This window comes from Fuscovulum blasticum DSM 2131, assembly GCF_003034965.1.
In the GTDB taxonomy this organism is placed as follows: Bacteria; Pseudomonadota; Alphaproteobacteria; order Rhodobacterales; family Rhodobacteraceae; genus Pseudogemmobacter; species Pseudogemmobacter blasticus.
Genome location: NZ_PZKE01000006.1, coordinates 1 through 18317 on the forward strand (window position 1 = coordinate 1; position 18317 = coordinate 18317).

15 protein-coding genes are annotated in these 18317 nt (G+C 69.1%); 6 read left to right on the forward strand and 9 right to left on the reverse strand.

The window, feature by feature from the left end; translation table 11 throughout:
* The 5 genes from C5F44_RS07590 to C5F44_RS07610 form a co-directional block, all read right to left on the reverse strand.
* Nucleotides 1-1198, reverse strand: a 1198-nt coding sequence (locus tag C5F44_RS07590; protein WP_107672927.1) for a di-heme oxidoredictase family protein, incomplete at its 3' end; no start/stop codon positions are given.
* 85 nt (nucleotides 1199-1283) lie between these two features.
* Nucleotides 1284-1901 carry a TetR/AcrR family transcriptional regulator gene (locus C5F44_RS07595; RefSeq protein ID WP_107672928.1) on the reverse strand — a complete coding sequence of 206 codons (618 nt, stop codon included), beginning with the start codon at nucleotides 1899-1901 and terminating at the stop codon, nucleotides 1284-1286.
* Nucleotides 1901-3415 carry a trimethylamine methyltransferase family protein gene (locus C5F44_RS07600; RefSeq protein WP_107672929.1) on the reverse strand — a complete coding sequence of 505 codons (1515 nt, stop codon included), beginning with the start codon at nucleotides 3413-3415 and terminating at the stop codon, nucleotides 1901-1903. Before C5F44_RS07600 ends, C5F44_RS07595 begins: the two co-directional genes overlap by 1 nt.
* Nucleotides 3412-5472, reverse strand: a complete 2061-nt coding sequence (locus tag C5F44_RS07605) for an oxidoreductase (RefSeq protein ID WP_107672930.1) — start codon at nucleotides 5470-5472, stop codon at nucleotides 3412-3414. The genes C5F44_RS07600 and C5F44_RS07605 overlap by 4 nt, the downstream gene beginning before the upstream one ends.
* 168 nt (nucleotides 5473-5640) lie before the next feature.
* Entirely contained in the window at nucleotides 5641-6240 is a 600-nt protein-coding gene (locus C5F44_RS07610) for a histidine phosphotransferase family protein (RefSeq protein WP_107672931.1), read from the reverse strand.
* A 31-nt stretch (nucleotides 6241-6271) separates the two neighbouring features.
* Here C5F44_RS07610 and C5F44_RS07615 point away from each other — a divergent pair, with 31 nt between their 5' ends.
* The 3 genes from C5F44_RS07615 (at nucleotide 6272) to olsA (ending at nucleotide 8209) form a co-directional block, all read left to right on the forward strand.
* Nucleotides 6272-6445, forward strand: a complete 174-nt coding sequence (locus C5F44_RS07615; protein ID WP_107672932.1) for a DUF3553 domain-containing protein — start codon at nucleotides 6272-6274, stop codon at nucleotides 6443-6445.
* A 160-nt stretch (nucleotides 6446-6605) separates the two neighbouring features.
* Nucleotides 6606-7388 carry an L-ornithine N(alpha)-acyltransferase gene (gene olsB, locus C5F44_RS07620; RefSeq protein ID WP_107673107.1) on the forward strand — a complete coding sequence of 261 codons (783 nt, stop codon included), beginning with the start codon at nucleotides 6606-6608 and terminating at the stop codon, nucleotides 7386-7388.
* 11 nt (nucleotides 7389-7399) lie between these two features.
* Complete coding sequence (olsA, locus tag C5F44_RS07625; RefSeq protein WP_235822572.1) at nucleotides 7400-8209, forward strand: lyso-ornithine lipid O-acyltransferase; 810 nt, start codon at nucleotides 7400-7402, stop codon at nucleotides 8207-8209.
* Nucleotides 8210-8248: 39 nt separating this feature from the next.
* Here the strand turns inward: olsA and hutU are convergent, their stop codons facing one another.
* The 3 genes from hutU to hutI form a co-directional block, all read right to left on the reverse strand.
* Complete coding sequence (gene hutU / locus C5F44_RS07630; protein WP_107672933.1) at nucleotides 8249-9934, reverse strand: urocanate hydratase; 1686 nt, start codon at nucleotides 9932-9934, stop codon at nucleotides 8249-8251.
* 81 nt (nucleotides 9935-10015) lie between these two features.
* The gene (hutH, locus tag C5F44_RS07635; RefSeq protein ID WP_107672934.1) at nucleotides 10016-11548 is read right to left on the reverse strand and encodes a histidine ammonia-lyase; all 1533 of its coding nucleotides are present in this window, start codon (nucleotides 11546-11548) and stop codon (nucleotides 10016-10018) included.
* On the reverse strand, nucleotides 11541-12740 hold the full coding sequence (gene hutI, locus C5F44_RS07640) for an imidazolonepropionase (protein WP_107672935.1): 1200 nt from the start codon (nucleotides 12738-12740) through the stop codon (nucleotides 11541-11543). Before hutI ends, hutH begins: the two co-directional genes overlap by 8 nt.
* Nucleotides 12741-12813: 73 nt before the next feature.
* On the opposite strand from hutI, the gene C5F44_RS07645 reads away from it, so the two are divergent.
* Both C5F44_RS07645 and C5F44_RS07650 read left to right on the forward strand, forming a co-directional pair.
* Nucleotides 12814-14166: a formimidoylglutamate deiminase gene (locus C5F44_RS07645; RefSeq protein WP_107672936.1), complete on the forward strand. Its 1353-nt coding sequence runs from the start codon at nucleotides 12814-12816 to the stop codon at nucleotides 14164-14166.
* Nucleotides 14163-14849, forward strand: coding sequence for a GntR family transcriptional regulator (locus C5F44_RS07650; RefSeq protein ID WP_107672937.1), 687 nt, complete (start codon nucleotides 14163-14165; stop codon nucleotides 14847-14849). The genes C5F44_RS07645 and C5F44_RS07650 overlap by 4 nt, the downstream gene beginning before the upstream one ends.
* Here C5F44_RS07650 and C5F44_RS07655 read toward each other — a convergent pair.
* Nucleotides 14839-15693, reverse strand: a complete 855-nt coding sequence (locus tag C5F44_RS07655) for a LysR family transcriptional regulator (RefSeq protein ID WP_107672938.1) — start codon at nucleotides 15691-15693, stop codon at nucleotides 14839-14841. The genes C5F44_RS07650 and C5F44_RS07655 overlap by 11 nt on opposite strands.
* A gap of 168 nt (nucleotides 15694-15861) precedes the next feature.
* On the opposite strand from C5F44_RS07655, the gene C5F44_RS07660 reads away from it, so the two are divergent.
* Nucleotides 15862-18300 carry a GcvT family protein gene (locus C5F44_RS07660; protein ID WP_107672939.1) on the forward strand — a complete coding sequence of 813 codons (2439 nt, stop codon included), beginning with the start codon at nucleotides 15862-15864 and terminating at the stop codon, nucleotides 18298-18300.
* The last annotated feature ends 17 nt before the right edge of the window (nucleotides 18301-18317 follow it).

Here is an 18317-nt window from a genome sequence, read left to right on the forward strand (position 1 = left end):
ATTTGGGCCGGTGGCAGCCCGCGCAGCCAAGATCGTGGAACAGCGCCTTGCCGCGCAGAACCGGCGGTGCCGCCGGATCGCGCCGTTCGGGCACGCCAAGGCTGCGGGTGTAATAGGTGACCAGATCTAGGCTTTCGGCATCCACCTCAAGCCCGTCGCGCAGGCCCGGGTCTTGCCCGTGCGGCGCGGCGCGGCACTGCGCCTGCGCCGGGGTGCAATCGCCCCAGGGGGCGGGGCGCAGGGGGTTTGACAGGCCCAGATCGTTTCCGAAGGCATCAGCCGCCTGTTCGCGCAAGGTCGGCATCGCGGCCTTCCAGCCGAAGCGGCCCAGCATGGGCGCCCCGGTTTCCGCCGAAGGCACGATCTGCGCGCGCCCCGAAATGCCGTCGCCATCGGCATCGTCGGGGTCGGCCCCGGCCAGGATGTCGGCCTCGGGGATGGCTTCCAGCAGGCCCAGCCCGATCATCTGCGGCGCCACCCGCGCTGAGAGCATCAGGCCGGGCGACAGCGGCCCGTAGGCGGGGGCGCCGATGGCATAGGAAGGTTTGCGCAGCGAGATCCCGGTGCCGTCGGCCAGTGTCACCGGCACCTCGTCATAGGCAATCTCCAGCCGCCCTTCGGCCGGGTGCCCCGGTGCGGCCAGATCCTGCAACTGGCGGCCATAGGCCGGGTCGGGCCGGGTGGCCAGCCAGTCGGCAATTCCTTCCGGCCCGGCGCCGCCCGGCAGCGACAGGCGCAGAACCATCGACACGCGGCCATCGTCCGGCGCTTCGGGCGGGTGGCCGCGCCCGTCGCGGATGTGGCAGTCGCGGCAGGCGCGGGCGTTGTAAAGCGGACCCAGCCCGTCAGAGGCGCGGGTTGATGACGGCGCGGCGACCCAGAGCTTGCCGAACAGCGCGTCGCCCAGTTCGAAGCGCATCCGGTCTTCAAAGCCCAGCGTGGCCGAGGGCAGGCCGAAGGCATCGGCACCGGGAAGGGCGGGCACCGTGGCCGCGCCGGCGGGGCGGGCCTCGAACGGTTCGGGTCTGGTGAAATCGGTTACCGGCGCCAGCACCGCCGCCACCTTGGCCGCATCTTCCGGGCTGCGGGCGGGGGCGTCCGGTCCGCCGGCCAGCACCGCGCTGCCACCCAGCACAAGGGTGGCCAGCAGCAGCGGGCGCGGTGAACAGCGGCGGATGGGCTTGGCAGGTCCGGTCATTTCTTCCGCCGTGCAGGGCGATGCGGCCCGCAGGGGCCGGTTGCCCCTGTAATCCGACAGTTTTTGTCGGGTGTAAAGCCCCGCCTCAGCCCGCCGCGTTCACGGGGCCGAGATGCGGGGACAGCAGCGCCCGGCAGGCTGCGCGTGCCATCGCGGCGGTCATCAGTTGCGGCTCGACGCAAAGCTGCACCCCGATGCCGTCCATCAGGCAGATGAAGGCGGCCGCCAGCGCCTCGGCATCAATGGTTCGCCCGTTGCGCGCGGCTTCATCCCGCAGGGCCGCCGCCACCGTGGCGCGGTATTCGCCGTAAAGCGCCCGATGCGCGGCGGTCAGCACCGGATTGGTCGCCACCTCGCCCCAGAGCGTCAGCCAGATGCCTTGCACCGCGCGATCGAACTGCGGCGGGGTCAGCAGCGCCTCAATCAGCGCCTCCAGCGGTGACAGGCCGGGGCGGGGCACCGCCAGCGCGGCGATCGAGTCGCGATACATCCGCGTGTAGACGGCGACCAGCAGCCCATCCATCGAGCCGAAGTGATGCAGGATCAGCCCGCGCGACACGCCGGCCTCGGCCATGACCTTGTCCACGGTGAAGGCGCGGATGCCGCCGCGCGCGATGCAGGCACAGGCCGCCTCTTCCAGCGCCGCGCGCCGGGCGTCGGGTGTCAGACGCACCCGTGTCTTGTCGGAGGGGTCGCGTGTCATCAGTTCATCGGAGCCCCGCCTTCGGCCTTGCGGCGGGCGACATAATCCGACAGCGCCTCATCCACCGCCGGGTCAAGGGCGGGGTCTTCGGCCTCGGCCAGCATCTGCTTCCAGACCGCATTGGCCCGTTCCCGCGCGGTGATGCCGCCCTTGTCCAGCCAGGAGGTGTGATTGTCCCAATTTGCGACCATCGGATTGTGGAAAGCCTTTTCATAACGCGCCATGGTATGCGCCGTTCCGAAGAAATGCCCGCCCGCGCCGGCTTCGGCAATGGCCTCAAGCGCCAGATCGTCCGGCCCGGTGGGGAAGGGTTCGAAATAGGCTTCCATCATCTGCAGCATCTCGGCATCGAGGATCAGCTTTTCGAAACTGGCGGTCAGCCCGCCGTGCAGCCAGCCCGCCGCATGTTCCAGAAGATGCGCGCCGCCGGTCAGCGCGCCCCAGAGCGCCATCTGCGATTCCCAGGCCGCCTGCGCATCCACCTCATTCGCCGCGGTCACGTTCGATGACCGGAACGGCACCCCGATATGGCGGGCCAGTTGGCCCGAGACCTGCGCCGCGCGGGTATATTCCGGCGTGCCGAAGGCAGGGCTGCCCGAGCGCATGTCGACGTTCGAGGTGAAGCCGCCATACATCACCGGCACCCCCGGCCGCACGATCTGGGTCAGCACGATACCGGCCAGCGCCTCGGCATGTTGCAGCACCAGCGCGCCCGCCAGCGTGACCGGCGCCATGGCCCCGGCCAGCGTGAAGGGGGTGATGACGTTCACCTGCCCATGCGCCGCCATGGTGATCAGCCCTTCGGCCATGGGCACATCCAGTTGCAGGGGCGAGTTGGTGTTGATGATGCCCAGCAGCACCGGCCGCCCGGCCAGCGCGTCGGGCGTGGTGTCCAGCATGATCGCCGCCATGGCGATGCCGTCCAGCGTGCGGGCGCGGCCCAGCGTCTGGGTCTGCCAGCTTTTGTCCAGATGGCGGATCTGGGCGTGGAAGATGTCCAGATGCCGGGTATGGGCGGGCAGGTCCATCGGTTCGAAGGGGCAGCCGCCTTCCTGATGGATCACGTTCAGCGATTGCACCAGACGCAGGAAATCGACCATCTCGGCAAAGGTGCCGTCCCGGCGGCCACGGTCATTGTCCATCACATAGGCCGGCCCGCCGACCGAGGCATAGATGCAGAAACCGCCGCCCAGTTTCAGCGATTTCGCGGGATTGCGCGCCTCCAGCGTGAAGCGGGCGGGCACGGTGGCCAGACGTTCGGCCACAAGGCCGGGGTCCAGCCGAACCGTCTGATCCTCGACCCGTGCCCCGGCAGCGGCATAAAGCGCCTGCGCTTCGGGCGACAGGACACGCATCCCTTGCGTTGCCAGCAGCGTCAGCGCCGCGTCGTGGATGGCCGCGACCTGATCGTCGGAGATCACCCGCGCCGGGGCGAAGGTCCGTTCGACCTGGCCAAAGGGGCGCTGCGGCACGCCCTGCGCGGCGCCCCGCCGCCGCCCGCCCGGCCGGCTCATTCCGCGGCCTCAAGGCCCGGCGGGGCAAAGGGGGCGTCGCGGCGGGGCAGGGCGGCCTGCCCGCCCAGTTCGCGCGCGGTGCGGTGGCCGCTGTAGACGGCATGGACAATCGCCCCCGGGGCCAGAGCATCGCCGGTCAGGTGCAGCCGGTCGGGGGGCATGTCCTCCCTCAGCGCCTCGAACAGGGCGCTGCCGCTTTCGCGGGCGCCGACGATCACCACCGACCGCGCCTCGATCCGGCGTTCTTCCCCGGAAAACACCTGCGCCAGCCGCAATTCGGCCCCGTCGAAGCCGGTCACACGTTCCAGCGTGCGCAGGGCAATGCCCTTGGCGGCGAAGGACTGGTGCACCAGCGGCTGTTCGTTGGTCATGATCCCCCATCCTGCCGCCGCGCCGGCCGGGGTGACATAGGTCACGGCCAGCCCCTTCAGCGCCAGATGTTCTGCAATCGCCGATCCCAGATAGTAGCTGTCATAGTCGAACACCGCGACCGGCCCTTCGGGCAGCACGCCCGCCGCAATGTCCTGCGGGGTGTAGACCCGCGGCGCCAGCAGCGGCCCGGTCGGCAGTTCGCCGGCGCCCAGCAGATGCGGCAGCCAGCGCGCGCCGGTCGCCACCACCACATGATCGGCGCCGAAATCGCGCACATCCGCCGCCGACAGGTCGCTTTCCGGGTAAAGCGCCACATTCGGCAGCTTGCGCAACTGGCCCAGCCGGTAATCCACCACGCGGAACCACTGGTTCAGCCCCGGCAGGGCAGATTCCCACCGCAGCCGCCCGCCAAAATCACGCGCGCGGTCGGCCAGCGCCACCTCATGCCCGCGCCGGGCCAGCGTCAGCGCCGCCTCCAGCCCCGCCGGCCCGCCGCCCACCACCAGCACGCGGCCGGTTCCGTCCTTGCGCAGCACCTCGGGGTGCCAGCCGCGCCGCCATTCCTCGCCCGCGGTGGGGTTCTGCGTGCAGCGCACCCAGACGCCATCATGCCAGCTTGAGATGCACAGGTTGCAGCCGATACATTCGCGGATGTCCTCGACCCGGCCTTCCTCGATCTTTCGCGGCAGGAAGGGATCGGCGATCGAGGGGCGCGCGCCGCCGATCAGGTCCAGCACGCCGCGCCGGATCATTGACACCATCGTGTCGGGGCTGGTGAAGCGGCCCACGCCGACCACGGGCTTGTCGGTCAGGGATTTCACGAAATCCACCACCGGCTCATGGCTGCCTTCGGGCGTGTAGCGGCTGGCGGCGCAGTCGCTGGCCGAGGTGTCCATCTTCACATCGAACAGGTCTGGTGCATCGCGCAGCAGGCTGATCACCTCATGCGCCTCGGACGGGGCCACGTCGGACAGTTTCGCCCGCAATTCCTGCAACGAGATCCGCAGCGCCACCGCGCAGCGCCCGCCGGTCGCCTCGCGCACAGCGTCGATCAGTTCCTCGGTCAGCCGCACCCGGTTGCGCACCGATCCGCCATAGGCATCGGTGCGGCGGTTGGTCTCGGACAGCAGGAACTGATGCGGCAGGTAGCCCATGCCGGAATAGACATAGAGGATGTCGAACCCCGCCTGTTCGGCCCGCACCGCCGCCTCGGCGTGCCAGCGGATCAGGTCGCGGATGTCGCCCGCATCCATCACCTTGGGCCGGGCCGAGGACATGAAGCCCGGATGGCCCGGCATCCAGGCCACGCCCGATGGCGACAGGGGGGCGTGGCGGGTGGTGCGGTTCACCGTGACCGCGCCGCCGTGCCACAGTTCGACCGCGGCCAGCGCGCCGTGGCGGTGCGCGGCTTCGGTCATCAGCGCGTGCGCCCGCACATCCGCCGTGTCCCACAGCGTTGCGCAGGGGAAGGGGCTGTCATCCGAGGACGGGTGCACCGAACAGGCCCCGGTGGACACCACCGCCCAGCCGCCCTCGGCCTTGGTTTCGCGGAAGGCGGCCCGCACATGCGGCGCGGCATTGGTCATGCCCGAGGCGTGCGGAACCTGGAAGAAGCGGTTGCGGGCGGTCTTCGGCCCGATCTGCACCGGCTGGAACAGGATGTCATAGCGGGGATCGCGGGGCATGGTCGCTCCTTGCTGAACGACCGTATAGTAGCAGGGGCGGCGATTCGGGCAAGCCGGCGTTTCCGGCGGGGGGGGACGGCGCCACGAAAAAGCCCCGGAACAGACCGGGGCCAAGTCTTGGGGCCAAGTTCGGGGCCAGGTTTGGGGACGCGCGGGGGGCGAGGGCGGTCAGACGGTCAGGCGGATCGTGGTGTCCTGAAGTTCGGCCACCAGCCGGCGGCCCTGCGCGCGCAATTCCTCGGGCACCAGGGCGAAATGCACCTGGGCGGCCCCGATTTCAGCCGGGGGGTGGCGTTCACTCAGCATCTCCCACAGGGCGGGGTCGATCTTCAGCCGCGCGGCTTCGGCCTGCATCCGCCAGCCGCTGTCGCCCCGTTCGATCCGCACCTTGCCGCCATAGGGCATGGCGGTTTCCAGGCATTGCAGCAGCAGGAACACCAGCTTGACCTCGCGCCGCGCCATTTCGCCGGGGCTTTGCCAGTCGATCACCAGCCGCCCGCCGCGCGTCATGTCATTCAGGATGGAAACCACCTCGCCGCGCGCGATCCGCTGGTCGCCGCCGGCGGCCCCGAAGGCCACCCGGAAATAGCGGATGCGGGCATTGGCATGGGCCACGCTTTCGGCGATCAGCGCCAGTTCCGGGCTTGCCGCCGCGCTGCGCTCCATCATCATCAGTTCGACCCCATTGCCGATGGCGCCGATCGGGCTGATAAGGTCGTGGCAGATGCGCGAGCCGATCAGGGCGGCAAGGTCGGGTTTTTCCTGCATGTCTTTGGGGCCTTTGTCAGGGGACGTTTCGATGAACTCGCTCTTGGAACCCGGCATGTTCGTGCGCCATCCGGACAGGCCGGACTGGGGCCTTGGGCAGGTGCAATCGAACATCGGCGGCCGTGTGACGGTGAACTTCGAACATGCCGGCAAGGTTGTGATCGACAGCAGACACATCACGCTTCAGCCTGACTTCGGCGCCTGACACGCATAGTGGGTATCGCTTCGAGAAATGCAACCGCAAGCTGCATCGCGCGTGCAACGGGTCCGGTTGCAACCGTTGCATTGCGGTCGCAGTCTGTCTAAGTCCTGACCGTCGGCCGCACGCCTTGCTGCCGCCGCCCGATTGTGCGCCCGGAAAGAAGATGCTGGACGAAGACCCGATCTATGCCCTGCGCCTGGCCACCGACGCCAATGACCTGCGGGCCGCGCAGCGCCTGCGCTATCGTGTCTTCGTGCAGGAACTGGGGGCCGATGGCCCGCTGGTCGATCATGCGCAGGGGCTTGAGCGCGACGAATTCGATCCGCTGTTCGATCATCTCATCCTTGTGGACCAGCGTCTTGACCCGGCCGGGGGCAACCATGTCGTCGGGGCCTACCGTCTGTTGCCGTCAACCCGGCTTGGCCCGGACGGGCGGTTCTATTCCGAGGCCGAATATGACCTGACGCGCCTGCGCGCCTCGGGGCGGCGGCTGGTGGAACTGGGGCGGTCCTGCGTGGACCCCGACCACCGGGGCGGCACCGGCATGTTCCACCTTTGGAACGGTCTGGCCGAATATGTGCTGGAGCGCGGGATCGAGATCCTGTTCGGCGTCGCGTCCTTCCACGGCACCGACGTGCCCGCGCTGGCGCCGCAGCTTGCCTGGCTGCACCACAACCATCTGGCCCCGCCCGACATGCGCGTGACCGCCCGCCCGCCGGGGCGGGTGGACATGAACCTGATCCCGGTCAACCGGCTGGACCGCAAGGCGGCGATGGCCGGGATGCCGGCGCTGATTAAGGCCTATCTCCGCCTTGGCGGCTGCGTCGGCGACGGGGCCTATCTGGACCGGCCCTTCAACACCACCGATGTCTGTCTGGTGATGGACACCGGGCGCATGTCGGCCAAGCACCGTGATTTCTACCTGCGCAAGAAAGGCCCGGCGTGACCGACGACTGGATGACCGCGCCCGCGCTGCACCGCCCCATCGGCGCGATGGGCTGGCTGCGCATTGCCGCGAAGGGCGGGCTGCTGGCGCTGGTGACCTTTGGCTGTTTTGCCGTCTTTCTGCTGGTCCGGCTGGTCGAGGCGCCGCTTCACCGCCCGTCGCGGCCCTGGACGCCCGTCATCACCCAGTTCGTCTGCCGGTCGGCGCTGGCGATCATCGGGCTGCGCTACCGGCGGGTCGGGACACCGATGCACGACCTGGGCGCCGTGGTGGCCAACCATTCGTCCTGGCTTGACATCTTCAGCCTGAATGCAGGGCAGCGCATCTATTTCGTCTCGAAGGCCGAGGTGTCAGACTGGCCTGCCATCGGCTGGCTGGCCCGGGCCACCGGCACGGTCTTCATCACCCGCAAGGGGGCCGAGGCGAAGCGGCAGCAGGAGGTGTTCGAGGACCGGCTGCGCGCGGGCCACCAGTTGCTGTTCTTTCCCGAAGGCACCAGCACCGATGCCGTGCGGGTGCTGCCCTTCAAGTCCACCCTGTTCCAGGCCTTCTACACCCACGGGCTGGAACGGGTGATGCACATCCAGCCGGTCACGGTGATCTATCACGCCCCGCCGGGCGAAGATCCGCGCTTCTATGGCTGGTGGGGCGACATGGGCTTTGCCCCGCATCTGCTGGAAATCCTGGCCGCGCCCCGTCAGGGCGCGGTCGAGGTGATCTATCACGCCCCGGTGCCGGTGGACGGCTTTCCCGGGCGCAAGGAACTGTCGCAATACTGCGAGCGGGTCATCCGCACTTCGCATCGGCTGGCCGAGGCCTGAGCACCGCGGCGGTGCCGGCCCCGGCCGCTGCGGCCGGCGTCAGCCGCCCAGGATGCCGGGCAGCCGCAGGTCCATGGCCCGGGCGTGGTCGCGGGCGATGGGATAGCCCGCGTCGGCGTGGCGCATGACGCCGGTCGCCGGGTCGTTCCACAGCACGCGCTCCAGCCGGCGGGCGGCATCTTCGGTGCCGTCCGCGACGATGACCATGCCCGAATGTTGGCTGAACCCCATGCCCACGCCGCCGCCGTGATGCAGGCTGACCCAGGTTGCCCCCGAGGCGGTGTTCAGCAGCGCGTTCAGCAGCGGCCAGTCGCTGACCGCATCCGATCCGTCCTGCATCGCCTCGGTTTCCCGGTTGGGGCTGGCGACCGAACCTGAATCGAGATGGTCGCGCCCGATCACGATGGGCGCCTTCAACTCTCCGCTGGCCACCATCTCGTTGAACATCAGCCCGGCACGGTGCCGGTCGCCAAGGCCGATCCAGCAGATGCGGGCGGGCAGGCCCTGGAAGGCGATCCGCTCGCGCGCCATGTCCAGCCAGCGGTGCAGGTGGGCGTTGTCCGGGAACAGCCGCTTCATCGCGGCGTCGGTCTTGTAGATGTCTTCGGGGTCACCCGACAGCGCACACCAGCGGAACGGGCCGATCCCCTTGCAGAACAGCGGGCGGATATAGGCCGGCACGAAGCCCGGGAAGGCGAAGGCATTGTCGAAGCCTTCGTCCTGCGCCACCTGCCGGATGTTGTTGCCGTAATCCAGCGTCGGAACGCCGGCGTTCCAGAAGCCGACCATCGCCTCGACCTGCGCCCGCATCGAGGCCTTGGCGGCGGTTTCCACCGCTTGCGGATCGGTTTCGCGCCTTGCGCGGTGTTCTGCCACGGTCCAGCCCGCCGGCACATAGCCGTTGAGCGGGTCATGCGCCGAGGTCTGGTCGGTCACGATGTCGGGGCGCGGGCCGCCGGCCTTCATCCGGGCCAGCAGTTCGGGAAACACCTCGGCCGCGTTGCCCAGAAGCCCGACCGATTTCGCCTCGCCCTTCGCGGTCCAGTCGGCGATCAGGGCAAGGGCTTCGCCCAGGGTGCGGGCCTTGGCGTCGAGGTAGCGGGTGCGGATGCGGAAGTCGATCCGGGTCTCGTCCACCTCGACCGCCAGGCAGCAGGCGCCCGCCATCACGGCCGCGAGCGGCTGCGCGCCCCCCATGCCGCCCAGGCCCCCGGTCAGAATCCAGCGCCCCTTGAGATCGCCGCCGTAGTGCTGGCGGCCGGCTTCGGCGAAGGTCTCGTAGGTGCCCTGCACGATGCCCTGGGTGCCGATGTAGATCCAGCTTCCGGCGGTCATCTGGCCGTACATCATCAGGCCCTTGCGGTCCAACTCGTTGAAATGCGCCCAGGTGGCCCAGTGCGGCACGAGGTTCGAGTTGGCGATCAGCACGCGGGGCGCGTCCTTGTGGGTGCGGAAGATGCCGACCGGCTTGCCCGATTGCACCATCAGCGTCTCGTCGGCCTCAAGATCCTTGAGCGCGGCGACGATGCGGTCGAAATCCTGCCAGGTCCGGGCGGCGCGGCCGATGCCGCCATAAACCACCAGTTCATGCGGGTTTTCGGCCACGTCGGGATGCAGGTTGTTCATCAGCATCCGCATCGCGGCCTCGGTCAGCCAGCTTTTGGCGGTGATCTCGGGGCCGGTGGGGGGGAAGATGTCGCGGCTGTTGTGGCGCGGGTCGGTCATGGCGGGGCTCCTTGTTCGGGCTGCGGCGCCGGGGGTTTTGCACCCCCGGACCCCCGCAGGGTATTTGGGCCAAGATGAAGGTCAGAGGGTGGGCAGGTTCAGGGTGCTGGCGCGGGACAGGGCGCCGCCGGCCACAAGGCGCGCGGCGGCGGCAAGATCGGGGGCGAGATAGCGGTCATCGCCCAGCGGCGCGATTTCCGTCCGCAGCGCGGCAAGGGCGGCCTGCAACGGGGCCGAGGTTTTCAGTGGCGCGCGGAATTCGACGCCCTGCGCCGCACAGAGCGCCTCGACCCCGAGGATGACGTTCAGGTTCTGCACCATCCGGCCCAGCCGGCGCGCGCCATGGGCGGCCATCGACACATGGTCCTCCTGATTGGCGCTGGTGGGGGTGCTGTCGATCACCGTCGGATGGGCGAGGTGCTTGTTCTCGCTCATCAGGGCGGCGGTGGTGACCTCGGCGATCATCAGGCCCGAATTCAGGCCGGGTTTCGGCGTCAGGAAGGCGGGCAGGTCGAAGCTGAGCGTCGGGTCCACCATCAGCGCCACCCGGCGCTGCGCGATGGCGCCGATCTCGGCCACGGCCATGGCGATCATGTCGGCGGCAAATCCCACCGGCTCGGCATGGAAGTTCCCGCCCGAGACGATCTGGCCATCCGACAGCACCAGCGGATTGTCGGTGGCGGCATTCGCTTCGGTTTCCAGCGTGCGGGCGGCCATGCGCAGCACGTCCATCGCGGCGCCGGTCACCTGCGGCTGGCAGCGGATGCAATAGGGGTCCTGCACGCGGGTATCGCCGTCGCGGTGGCTTTCGCGGATTTCCGACCCGTCCAGCAGGGCGCGCATGGCGGCGGCGGTGGCGATCTGGCCGGGCTGGCCCCGCAGGGCGTGGATCTCGGCTTCCAGCGGGGCGGTGGAGCCCATGATCGCATCGGTCGAAAGGGCCGAGGTGACCAGCGCCTCGCGTGCGGCGGTCCAGGCCTGGAACAGGCCGGCCAGCGCATAGGCGGTGGAGAACTGGGTACCGTTGATCAGCGCGAGGCCCTCTTTCGGGCCAAGGATGACCGGGGTCAGACCGGCGGCGCGCAGGGCTTCGGCACCGGGAAGGCGCGTTCCGGCGTGCCAGGCCTCGCCATGGCCGATCATCACGGCGGTCATATGGGCCAGCGGGGCAAGATCGCCGCTGGCGCCGACAGACCCCTGGTCGGGGATCACGGGGGTCACGTCGCGGGCAAGCATCCCTTCGATCAGATCGACCACCGCCAGACGCACACCCGAGGCCCCGCGGCCCAGCGACAGCAGTTTCAGCGCCATCATCAGCCGGGCCGTGTCGCGCGGCATCGGGTCACCCACGCCGCAGCAATGACTGAGGATCAGGTTTTCCTGAAGTTTTGCGGTGTCTTGCGGTGCGATCTTCAGGCTTGCCAGCTTGCCGAAGCCCGTGTTGACGCCATAGACCGGCGTGGACCCGGCGGCGGCGGCGGCGATATGGGCGGCGGCGGCTTCGATGCGCGGGCGCGCGGCCGGGTCCAGCCGGGCGGGCAGACCCTCGCGCCACAGGCGTTCCAGATGGTCCAGCGGGGTCTGGCCGGGGATCAGGGTCAGGGTTTCAGACATCAAGGCGGCCTCCGAAGATGCGGGTGGCGAGCTTCGGCCCGCCGATGCGATAGGACAGTTCCGCGGGATGGCTGGCGTCCCACAGGCAAAGATCGGCGCGCTGGCCCGCCACGATCTGCCCGCGGTCGGACAGCCCGAGCGCGCGGGCGGCGTGGACGGTGGCCCCCAGAAGCGCCTCTTCCGGGGTCAGCCGGAACAGGGTGCAGGCCATGTTCATGGCCAGCGGCAGGCTGGCCATAGGCGAGGTGCCGGGGTTCAGGTCGGTGGCCACCGCCATGGCCACCCCGGCGCTGCGGAAGGCCGCGACCGGCGGAATCTGAGTTTCATGTAGGGTGTAGAAGGCGCCGGGCAGCAGCACGGCCACGGTGCCGGCTGCGGCCATGGCGGCCACCCCGTCGGGGCCGACATATTCGACATGATCGCAGGACAGCGCGCCATGGGCCGCGGCAAAGGCCGCGCCATGCTGGTCGGTCAGTTGTTCGGCGTGCAACTTGACCGGCAGGCCAAGCGCCTGTGCCTCGGCAAACAGCGGGGCAAGGTCGGTGGTGGAAAAGGCGATGCCTTCACAGAAGGCGTCAACCTGATCGACCAGCCCCTCGGCCCGGGCGGCGCGCAGCGAGGGCAGGGCCACATCGGCAATATAGGCGGCGTTGCGGCCGCGATATTCAGGCGGGGTCGCGTGGGCGGCCAGATGGGTGGTGACAACCTGCACGGGCCGGTGCCGTGGCAAGGCCCGGGCGGCGCGCAGCATCTTCAGTTCGTCTTCAACCGTCAGCCCGTAGCCGGATTTCACCTCGATCGTGGTCGCGCCGCCGGCGATCATCTGGTCCAGCCGCGGCAGGGCGGCGGCGACAAGATCGTCCTCGGTCGCCGCGCGGGTGGCCGCGACGGTTGAAAGGATGCCGCCGCCGGCGCGGGCGATCTGTTCATAGCTGGCCCCGTTCAACCGCGCCTCGAATTCGCCGGCGCGTGTGCCGGCCCAGATCGCATGGCTGTGACAGTCGATCAGGCCGGGGGTCAGCAGGCGGCCGCCGCAGGGGTGGCGGGGGAACCCCTGAAACTCTGTCGGAATGGCGTCTTGCGGGCCGACCCATGCGATGCGGCCCTGATGGATGGCGACCGCGCCGGGGGCGATCAGCCCATAGCCGCCCTGCATGGTGGCGATCACGGCATCGGTCAGAAGAATCGTCATTCCCGGCTTGCCTTTCCTCGTGCTCTCGGGTTAATATGTATATACATAATTACCGTGTCAAGCGAGGAACCGAATGCTGCTTCATGCCGATCAGGCGTTGCTTCCCGAAGGCTGGGCGCGCGATGTGCGGGTGCGGGTCGAGGGCGGGCGGATTGCCGAGGTGCTGCCCGGCGCCGCGCCGCAGGGCGAACGTGTGGCCTGCCTGCTGCCTGCGCCGGCAAACCTTCATTCCCACACGTTCCAGCGTGCCATGGCCGGCATGACCGAGGCGCGCAGCGCCGGGCAGGACAGTTTCTGGACCTGGCGCGCGCTGATGTATCGCTTTCTGGATCGGCTGACGCCCGAAGACGTGCAGGCGATTGCCGCGCAGGTGATGGTCGAGATGGCGGAGGCGGGCTTCGCCTCGGTGGCCGAGTTCCACTACCTGCACCACGCGCCGGACGGCACGCCCTATGCCGACCGGGCCGAGATGGCCGGGCGCATTGCGGCGGCGGCGGCCGAGACCGGGCTGGGGCTGACGCTTCTGCCGGTGATCTATGAGCGCGGCGGCTGTGACGGGCGTGCGCTGGGGCCGGGACAGCGGCGGTTCGGCAATGATCCTGACGGATTCGCGGCGCTGATGGCGGCGGCCGAGGGGCTGTTGAAGGTGCTGCCCGGCGATACGGTTCTGGGCGTGGCCCCCCATTCGCTGCGGGCCGTCACCCCCGAGACGCTGGCGCGGGTGCCCGGCATGACCGCCGGCCCGCTGCACATGCATCTGGCCGAACAGCAGGCCGAGGTGGACGAGGTGCTGGCGGCAACGGGTGCGCGGCCGGTGGAATGGGCGCTGGCAAACCTGCCGCTGGACGGGCGCTGGTGCCTGATCCACTGCACCCAGATGACCGAGGGCGAGACCACCCGCCTTGCGACCAGTGGCGCCGTGGCTGGCCTGTGTCCGATCACCGAGGCAAACCTTGGCGACGGCATCTTCCCGGCCACCGGCTGGCGGGCGGCGGGCGGGGCTTGGGGGGTGGGATCGGACAGCAACGTCCTGATTTCGCTGGCCGAGGAATTGCGGGTGCTGGAGTATTCGCAACGTCTGCGCGACCGGGCGCGGGCGGTTCTGGCCGAGCCCGGACTGTCTGTCGGGCGCGTCTTGTGGCAAGAGGCGGCGCGGGGGGGCGCGCAGGCGGCAGGGCGCGGGGCCGGGGCGATTGCCGTGGGGGCCTGGGCCGACCTTCTGGCGCCCGACATGGAGGCGACCGTGCTTTACGGCCGGCAGGGCGATGAGGTGCTGGATGCCTTTGCCTTCTGCGGAACAGCGGGGCTGGTGAACCGGCTGTGGTCGGCGGGGCGGCCGCTGGTGCGCGACGGGCGGCATGTGTCGCGCGACGGTGTTACCCGCCGTTTCCGCAGCACGCTGGCCGCGCTGAAGGCGCGGGCATGATTCGCGGCTGGGAAGAGCTGCGGGCCGACCTTCTGGCCCGCATCCGGGCGCGGGAATGGCCGCCCGGCGGCCTTGTTCCCGGCGAGGAACAACTGGCCCATGACTATGGCGTGGCCCGGGCCACCGTGAACCGCGCGCTTCAGGCGCTGGCCGAGGCGGGGGTGGTCGAGCGGCGCAAGCGCGCGGGCACGCGGGTGGCCGCCCTGCCGGTGCGCAAGGCGCGTCTCGACATTCCGGTGATCCGGCGCGAGGTCGAGGCGCGGGGACAGGTCTATTCGCATGTCGTGCTGGCGCAGCAGGTTGTGGCGTTGCCGGCGGGCGCTGCGGCGCGGATGGGGCTGGCCGCGGGCAGCCCCGCCGTCTGGCTGGAAACGCTGCATCGGGCGGACGGGCAGCCCTTCGCCCATGAAACGCGCTGGCTGAACCTTGCCGCGCTGCCAGACCCGGTGCCCGATTTCGGCACGGTGTCGGCCAATGAATGGCTGGTGGCGAACCTGCCCTTCGTTTCTGGCGACATGAGCTTTGCCGCCGAGGCCGCAGGGCCGGCCGAGGCGAGGGCGCTGGAGATCGCCGAAGGCACGCCGCTGATGGTGATCGAACGGTTGACCCAAGGGTTGTCCGGCCCGATCACCTTTGTCCGGCTGTGCCACCCGCCGGGGCATCGTGTCGTGCTCAGCCTTTGAAGCCCAACTGGCGCGAGACGATCCGCGTCAGGCGGCGGTGCAGCCGGGCGGTGCGGTTGCGCAGGTGCATCGCGGCATACACCGGCTGGGCCAGCACAGGCGCATCTTCCACCAGCCGGAAGCGCCCGCCGGCCACCATGGCGCGCGCGGCCGGGTCCAGCACATAGCCCGCGCCGCCCATGGCTTCGAGCAGCGACACGACGGCGGCAGTCTGGCCGACCGACAGCGGCGCCTCGGACAGGTGCGGCAGGGCTTCGCGATGCGCGCGTTCGAAGGCGGGCGAGAAATGGGCAAAGACCGTCCGGTCGGGTGTGACGCCGGCCAGATGGGCGGTGTCGGAACTGACCATGCGGTAGGCCAGTTCGCCCACGGTCTGGAAATACAGGTCCGGGTGCGGTTTCGGCGTGTAGAGCAGCGCGAAATCCAGCGCGCCCGAGACCAGATCCAGACACATCTGCGCCGAATAATCCGGCTCGATGTAGAAGGCGGTCTGCGGCAGGGTGCGGCGAAATTCGGCCACCAGCGGGCCGAGATGGGCCGAGGTCAGGTCGTTCTGGATGCCCATCCGCAGGGTCAGCGCCGCCTCGCCCGAGGGGGAAACGGCGCGGCGGGCGGCGGTCCATTCCTGCCGCAGCATCCGCGCATGGGTTTCGAACCGCAGCCCTTCGGTCGTCAGGTCGGTGCCCGAGCGCGACCGCTGGAACAACCGGGCTTCCAGCGCCTGTTCCAGCGCCTTGACCCGCGCCGAGACGGTGGATTGCGTCACCCCCATGCGGTCGGCGGTGCGGTTGAAGCTCTTGGTTTCGATCAGGTCGAGGAAGGTGTCGATAAGGTCGATCTGCATCCGGTTACCGTTGCGATTGGGGGGCGGGCCGGGGCGCTGCCCCGGACCCCGGGGTATTTGGACCAAGATGAAGCCCTGATCGGATTATCCGATCAATAGGTGGGCTTCAGCCGAATTGAAAGCGGGAAGATTTCATCGCTATTGTTCATTTGAGCAAGGGAGGACCGCATGGCGGAATTTGCAAGCGCGCGGGTGGCGATCATTGGCGGCGGGGCGGTCGGCGTCTCGGCGCTGTATCATCTGGCCAAGGCGGGCTGGCAGGATGCGATCCTTCTGGAAAAGAACGAGCTGACCGCCGGGTCCACATGGCACGCGGCGGGCAATGTGCCGACGTTTTCGGCAAGCTGGTCGATCATGAACATGCAGCGCTATTCGGCCCAGCTTTACCGTGGCCTGGGCGCGGCGGTGGATTATCCGATGAACTACCATGTCACCGGATCGCTGCGGATCGGCCATACCGCCGACCGGCTGCTGGAATTCAAGCGCGTCGTCGGGATGGGGCGCTATCAGGGCATGGATCTGGCGATCATGGGCCCGGATGAGATGAGGAAGGTCTATCCCTTCCTTGAAACGCATGACCTGACCGGCGCGCTGTATGATCCCTATGACGGCGACATCGACCCCGCGCAACTGACGCAGGCGCTGGCCAAGGGCGCGCGCCAGATGGGCGCGCGGATCGAACGGTTCTGCCCGGTGACGGCGGTGCGCTGGACGGGGGCGGAATGGATCCTCTCGACGCCGAAGGGCGAGGTGCGGGCGGAATATGTGGTGAACGCCTCGGGCTATTATGCCCGCGAGGTGGGGCGGATGTTCGGCCGCGACATTCCGATGGTGTCGATGAGCCATCAATACATGCTGTTCGACACGGTGCCGGAAGTGGCCGCCTGGTCGGCCGAGGTGGGCCACAAGCTGCCTCTCTTGCGCGATGTGGACAGCAGCTATTACCTGCGGCAGGAAAAGGGCGGCTTCAACCTGGGGCCTTACGAGCGCCAGCCCAAGGCGCATTGGATCACCCCGGATGACCCGTTCCCCGAGGATTTCAGCTTCCAGCTTTATCCCGACGATCTGGACCGGCTGAGCTTCGAGATTGGCGAGGCGATGGGGCGGGTGCCGCTGCTGGAAAAGGCGGCGCTGGTCAAGACCATCAACGGCCCGATCCCCTATACCCCCGATGGCAACCCGCTGATCGGGCCGATGCCCGGTGTGCCCAATGCCTTTGAGGCCTGCGTGTTCACCTTCGGCATCTGTCAGGCCGGGGGGGCGGGCAAGGTGCTGGCCGAATGGGTGACCGAGGGCGCGACCGAATGGGACATGTGGTCCTGCGACCCGCGCCGGTTCACCGGGTTCGAGGACCGCGACTATGCCATCACCAAGGGCATCGAGGTCTATGCCCATGAATATGACATCCTTTACCCCAGGCGGGTCTGGCCCGATGGCCGGATGAAGAAACTGTCGCCAGTGCATGACCGCACCGCCGCGCTGGGGGCGCAATATGGCGCCTATAACGGCTGGGAGCGGGCGTTGTGGTATGCGCGGCCGGGCGACGACACGTCGGAAAAGGCCAGCCACACCTGGGCGCGGCAGGGGCCCTGGGCCGGGGCGATTGCCGAGGAATGTGCGGCGGTGCGCGATGCGGCGGGAATCCTCGATCTGCCGGGATTTTCGCGCTATCGGCTGGCGGGGCCGGGGGCTGCGGACTGGCTGTCGCGCCAGATCACCGGCAAGGTGCCGGGCGTGGGCCGGCTGGGCCTGTGTTATTTCGCCGATGACAAGGGCCGCATCGTGACCGAGATGTCGGCGGCGCGGCTGGCCGGGGATGAGTTCTGGCTGATCACCGCGGCCACGGCGCAAAGCCATGACAGGGAATGGCTGTTGCGGCATCTGGAGCCGGGCCTGACGCTGGGGGACGAGACCGAGGGCTGGTCCACCCAGATCCTGACCGGGCCGAAAGCGCGCGATGTGCTGGCCGGGGTGGCAGAGGCCGATCTGTCGCTGCCCTGGCTGACCTGGCAATGGGCCACCATCGCCGGGGCGAAGGTCATGCTGATGCGCGTGTCGTTCGCGGGCGAATTGGGCTGGGAAATCCATTCGCAGGTGGCCGACACCGCCAAGGTCTGGGATGCGGTGATGGCGGCGGGGCAGGGCCACGGGCTGAAACCCTTTGGCATGTATGCGCTGGACAGCCTGCGGCTGGAAAAGGGTTATCGGGCGTGGAAGGGCGATCTGTCCACCGATTACACCGTGCTGACCGGCGGGCTGGGCCGCTTTGTCGACTGGGCAAAGCCCGAGTTCCGGGGCCGCGCGGCGCTGGCGGCCGAGAAACAGGCCGGGTCGAAGAAGCAGTTTGCCGTGCTGCGGATCGAGGCCGGGGCCTATGACCCGACCTATATGGCGACCGTCTGGCAGGGCGACCGGATCGTCGGCGAGCTGACCTCGGCCGGCTGGGGCCACCGGGTCGGGGCCTGCATCGGGCTTGGCTGCGTGGCGACCGAGGCCGCGGTGCCCGGCACGGCGCTGGAGGTCGAGATCTTCGGCGAGCGCGTGGCGGCGGTGGTGACTGGCGACGGCGCGCTGTGGGACGCGAAGAACGAGCGCATCCGCGCGTGACGGGTCGAGGGCCGGGG

Coding starts and splice junctions, on each gene's coding strand:
- C5F44_RS07595 (WP_107672928.1), bottom strand. CDS start 1,901: ATGACACGCGACCCCTCCGACAAGACACGGGTGCGTCTGACACCCGAC.
- C5F44_RS07600 (WP_107672929.1), bottom strand. CDS start 3,415: ATGAGCCGGCCGGGCGGGCGGCGGCGGGGCGCCGCGCAGGGCGTGCCG.
- C5F44_RS07605 (WP_107672930.1), bottom strand. CDS start 5,472: ATGCCCCGCGATCCCCGCTATGACATCCTGTTCCAGCCGGTGCAGATC.
- C5F44_RS07610 (WP_107672931.1), bottom strand. CDS start 6,240: ATGCAGGAAAAACCCGACCTTGCCGCCCTGATCGGCTCGCGCATCTGC.
- C5F44_RS07615 (WP_107672932.1), top strand. CDS start 6,272: ATGAACTCGCTCTTGGAACCCGGCATGTTCGTGCGCCATCCGGACAGG.
- olsB (WP_107673107.1), top strand. CDS start 6,606: ATGCTGGACGAAGACCCGATCTATGCCCTGCGCCTGGCCACCGACGCC.
- olsA (WP_235822572.1), top strand. CDS start 7,400: ATGACCGCGCCCGCGCTGCACCGCCCCATCGGCGCGATGGGCTGGCTG.
- hutU (WP_107672933.1), bottom strand. CDS start 9,934: ATGACCGACCCGCGCCACAACAGCCGCGACATCTTCCCCCCCACCGGC.
- hutH (WP_107672934.1), bottom strand. CDS start 11,548: ATGTCTGAAACCCTGACCCTGATCCCCGGCCAGACCCCGCTGGACCAT.
- hutI (WP_107672935.1), bottom strand. CDS start 12,740: ATGACGATTCTTCTGACCGATGCCGTGATCGCCACCATGCAGGGCGGC.
- C5F44_RS07645 (WP_107672936.1), top strand. CDS start 12,814: ATGCTGCTTCATGCCGATCAGGCGTTGCTTCCCGAAGGCTGGGCGCGC.
- C5F44_RS07650 (WP_107672937.1), top strand. CDS start 14,163: ATGATTCGCGGCTGGGAAGAGCTGCGGGCCGACCTTCTGGCCCGCATC.
- C5F44_RS07655 (WP_107672938.1), bottom strand. CDS start 15,693: ATGCAGATCGACCTTATCGACACCTTCCTCGACCTGATCGAAACCAAG.
- C5F44_RS07660 (WP_107672939.1), top strand. CDS start 15,862: ATGGCGGAATTTGCAAGCGCGCGGGTGGCGATCATTGGCGGCGGGGCG.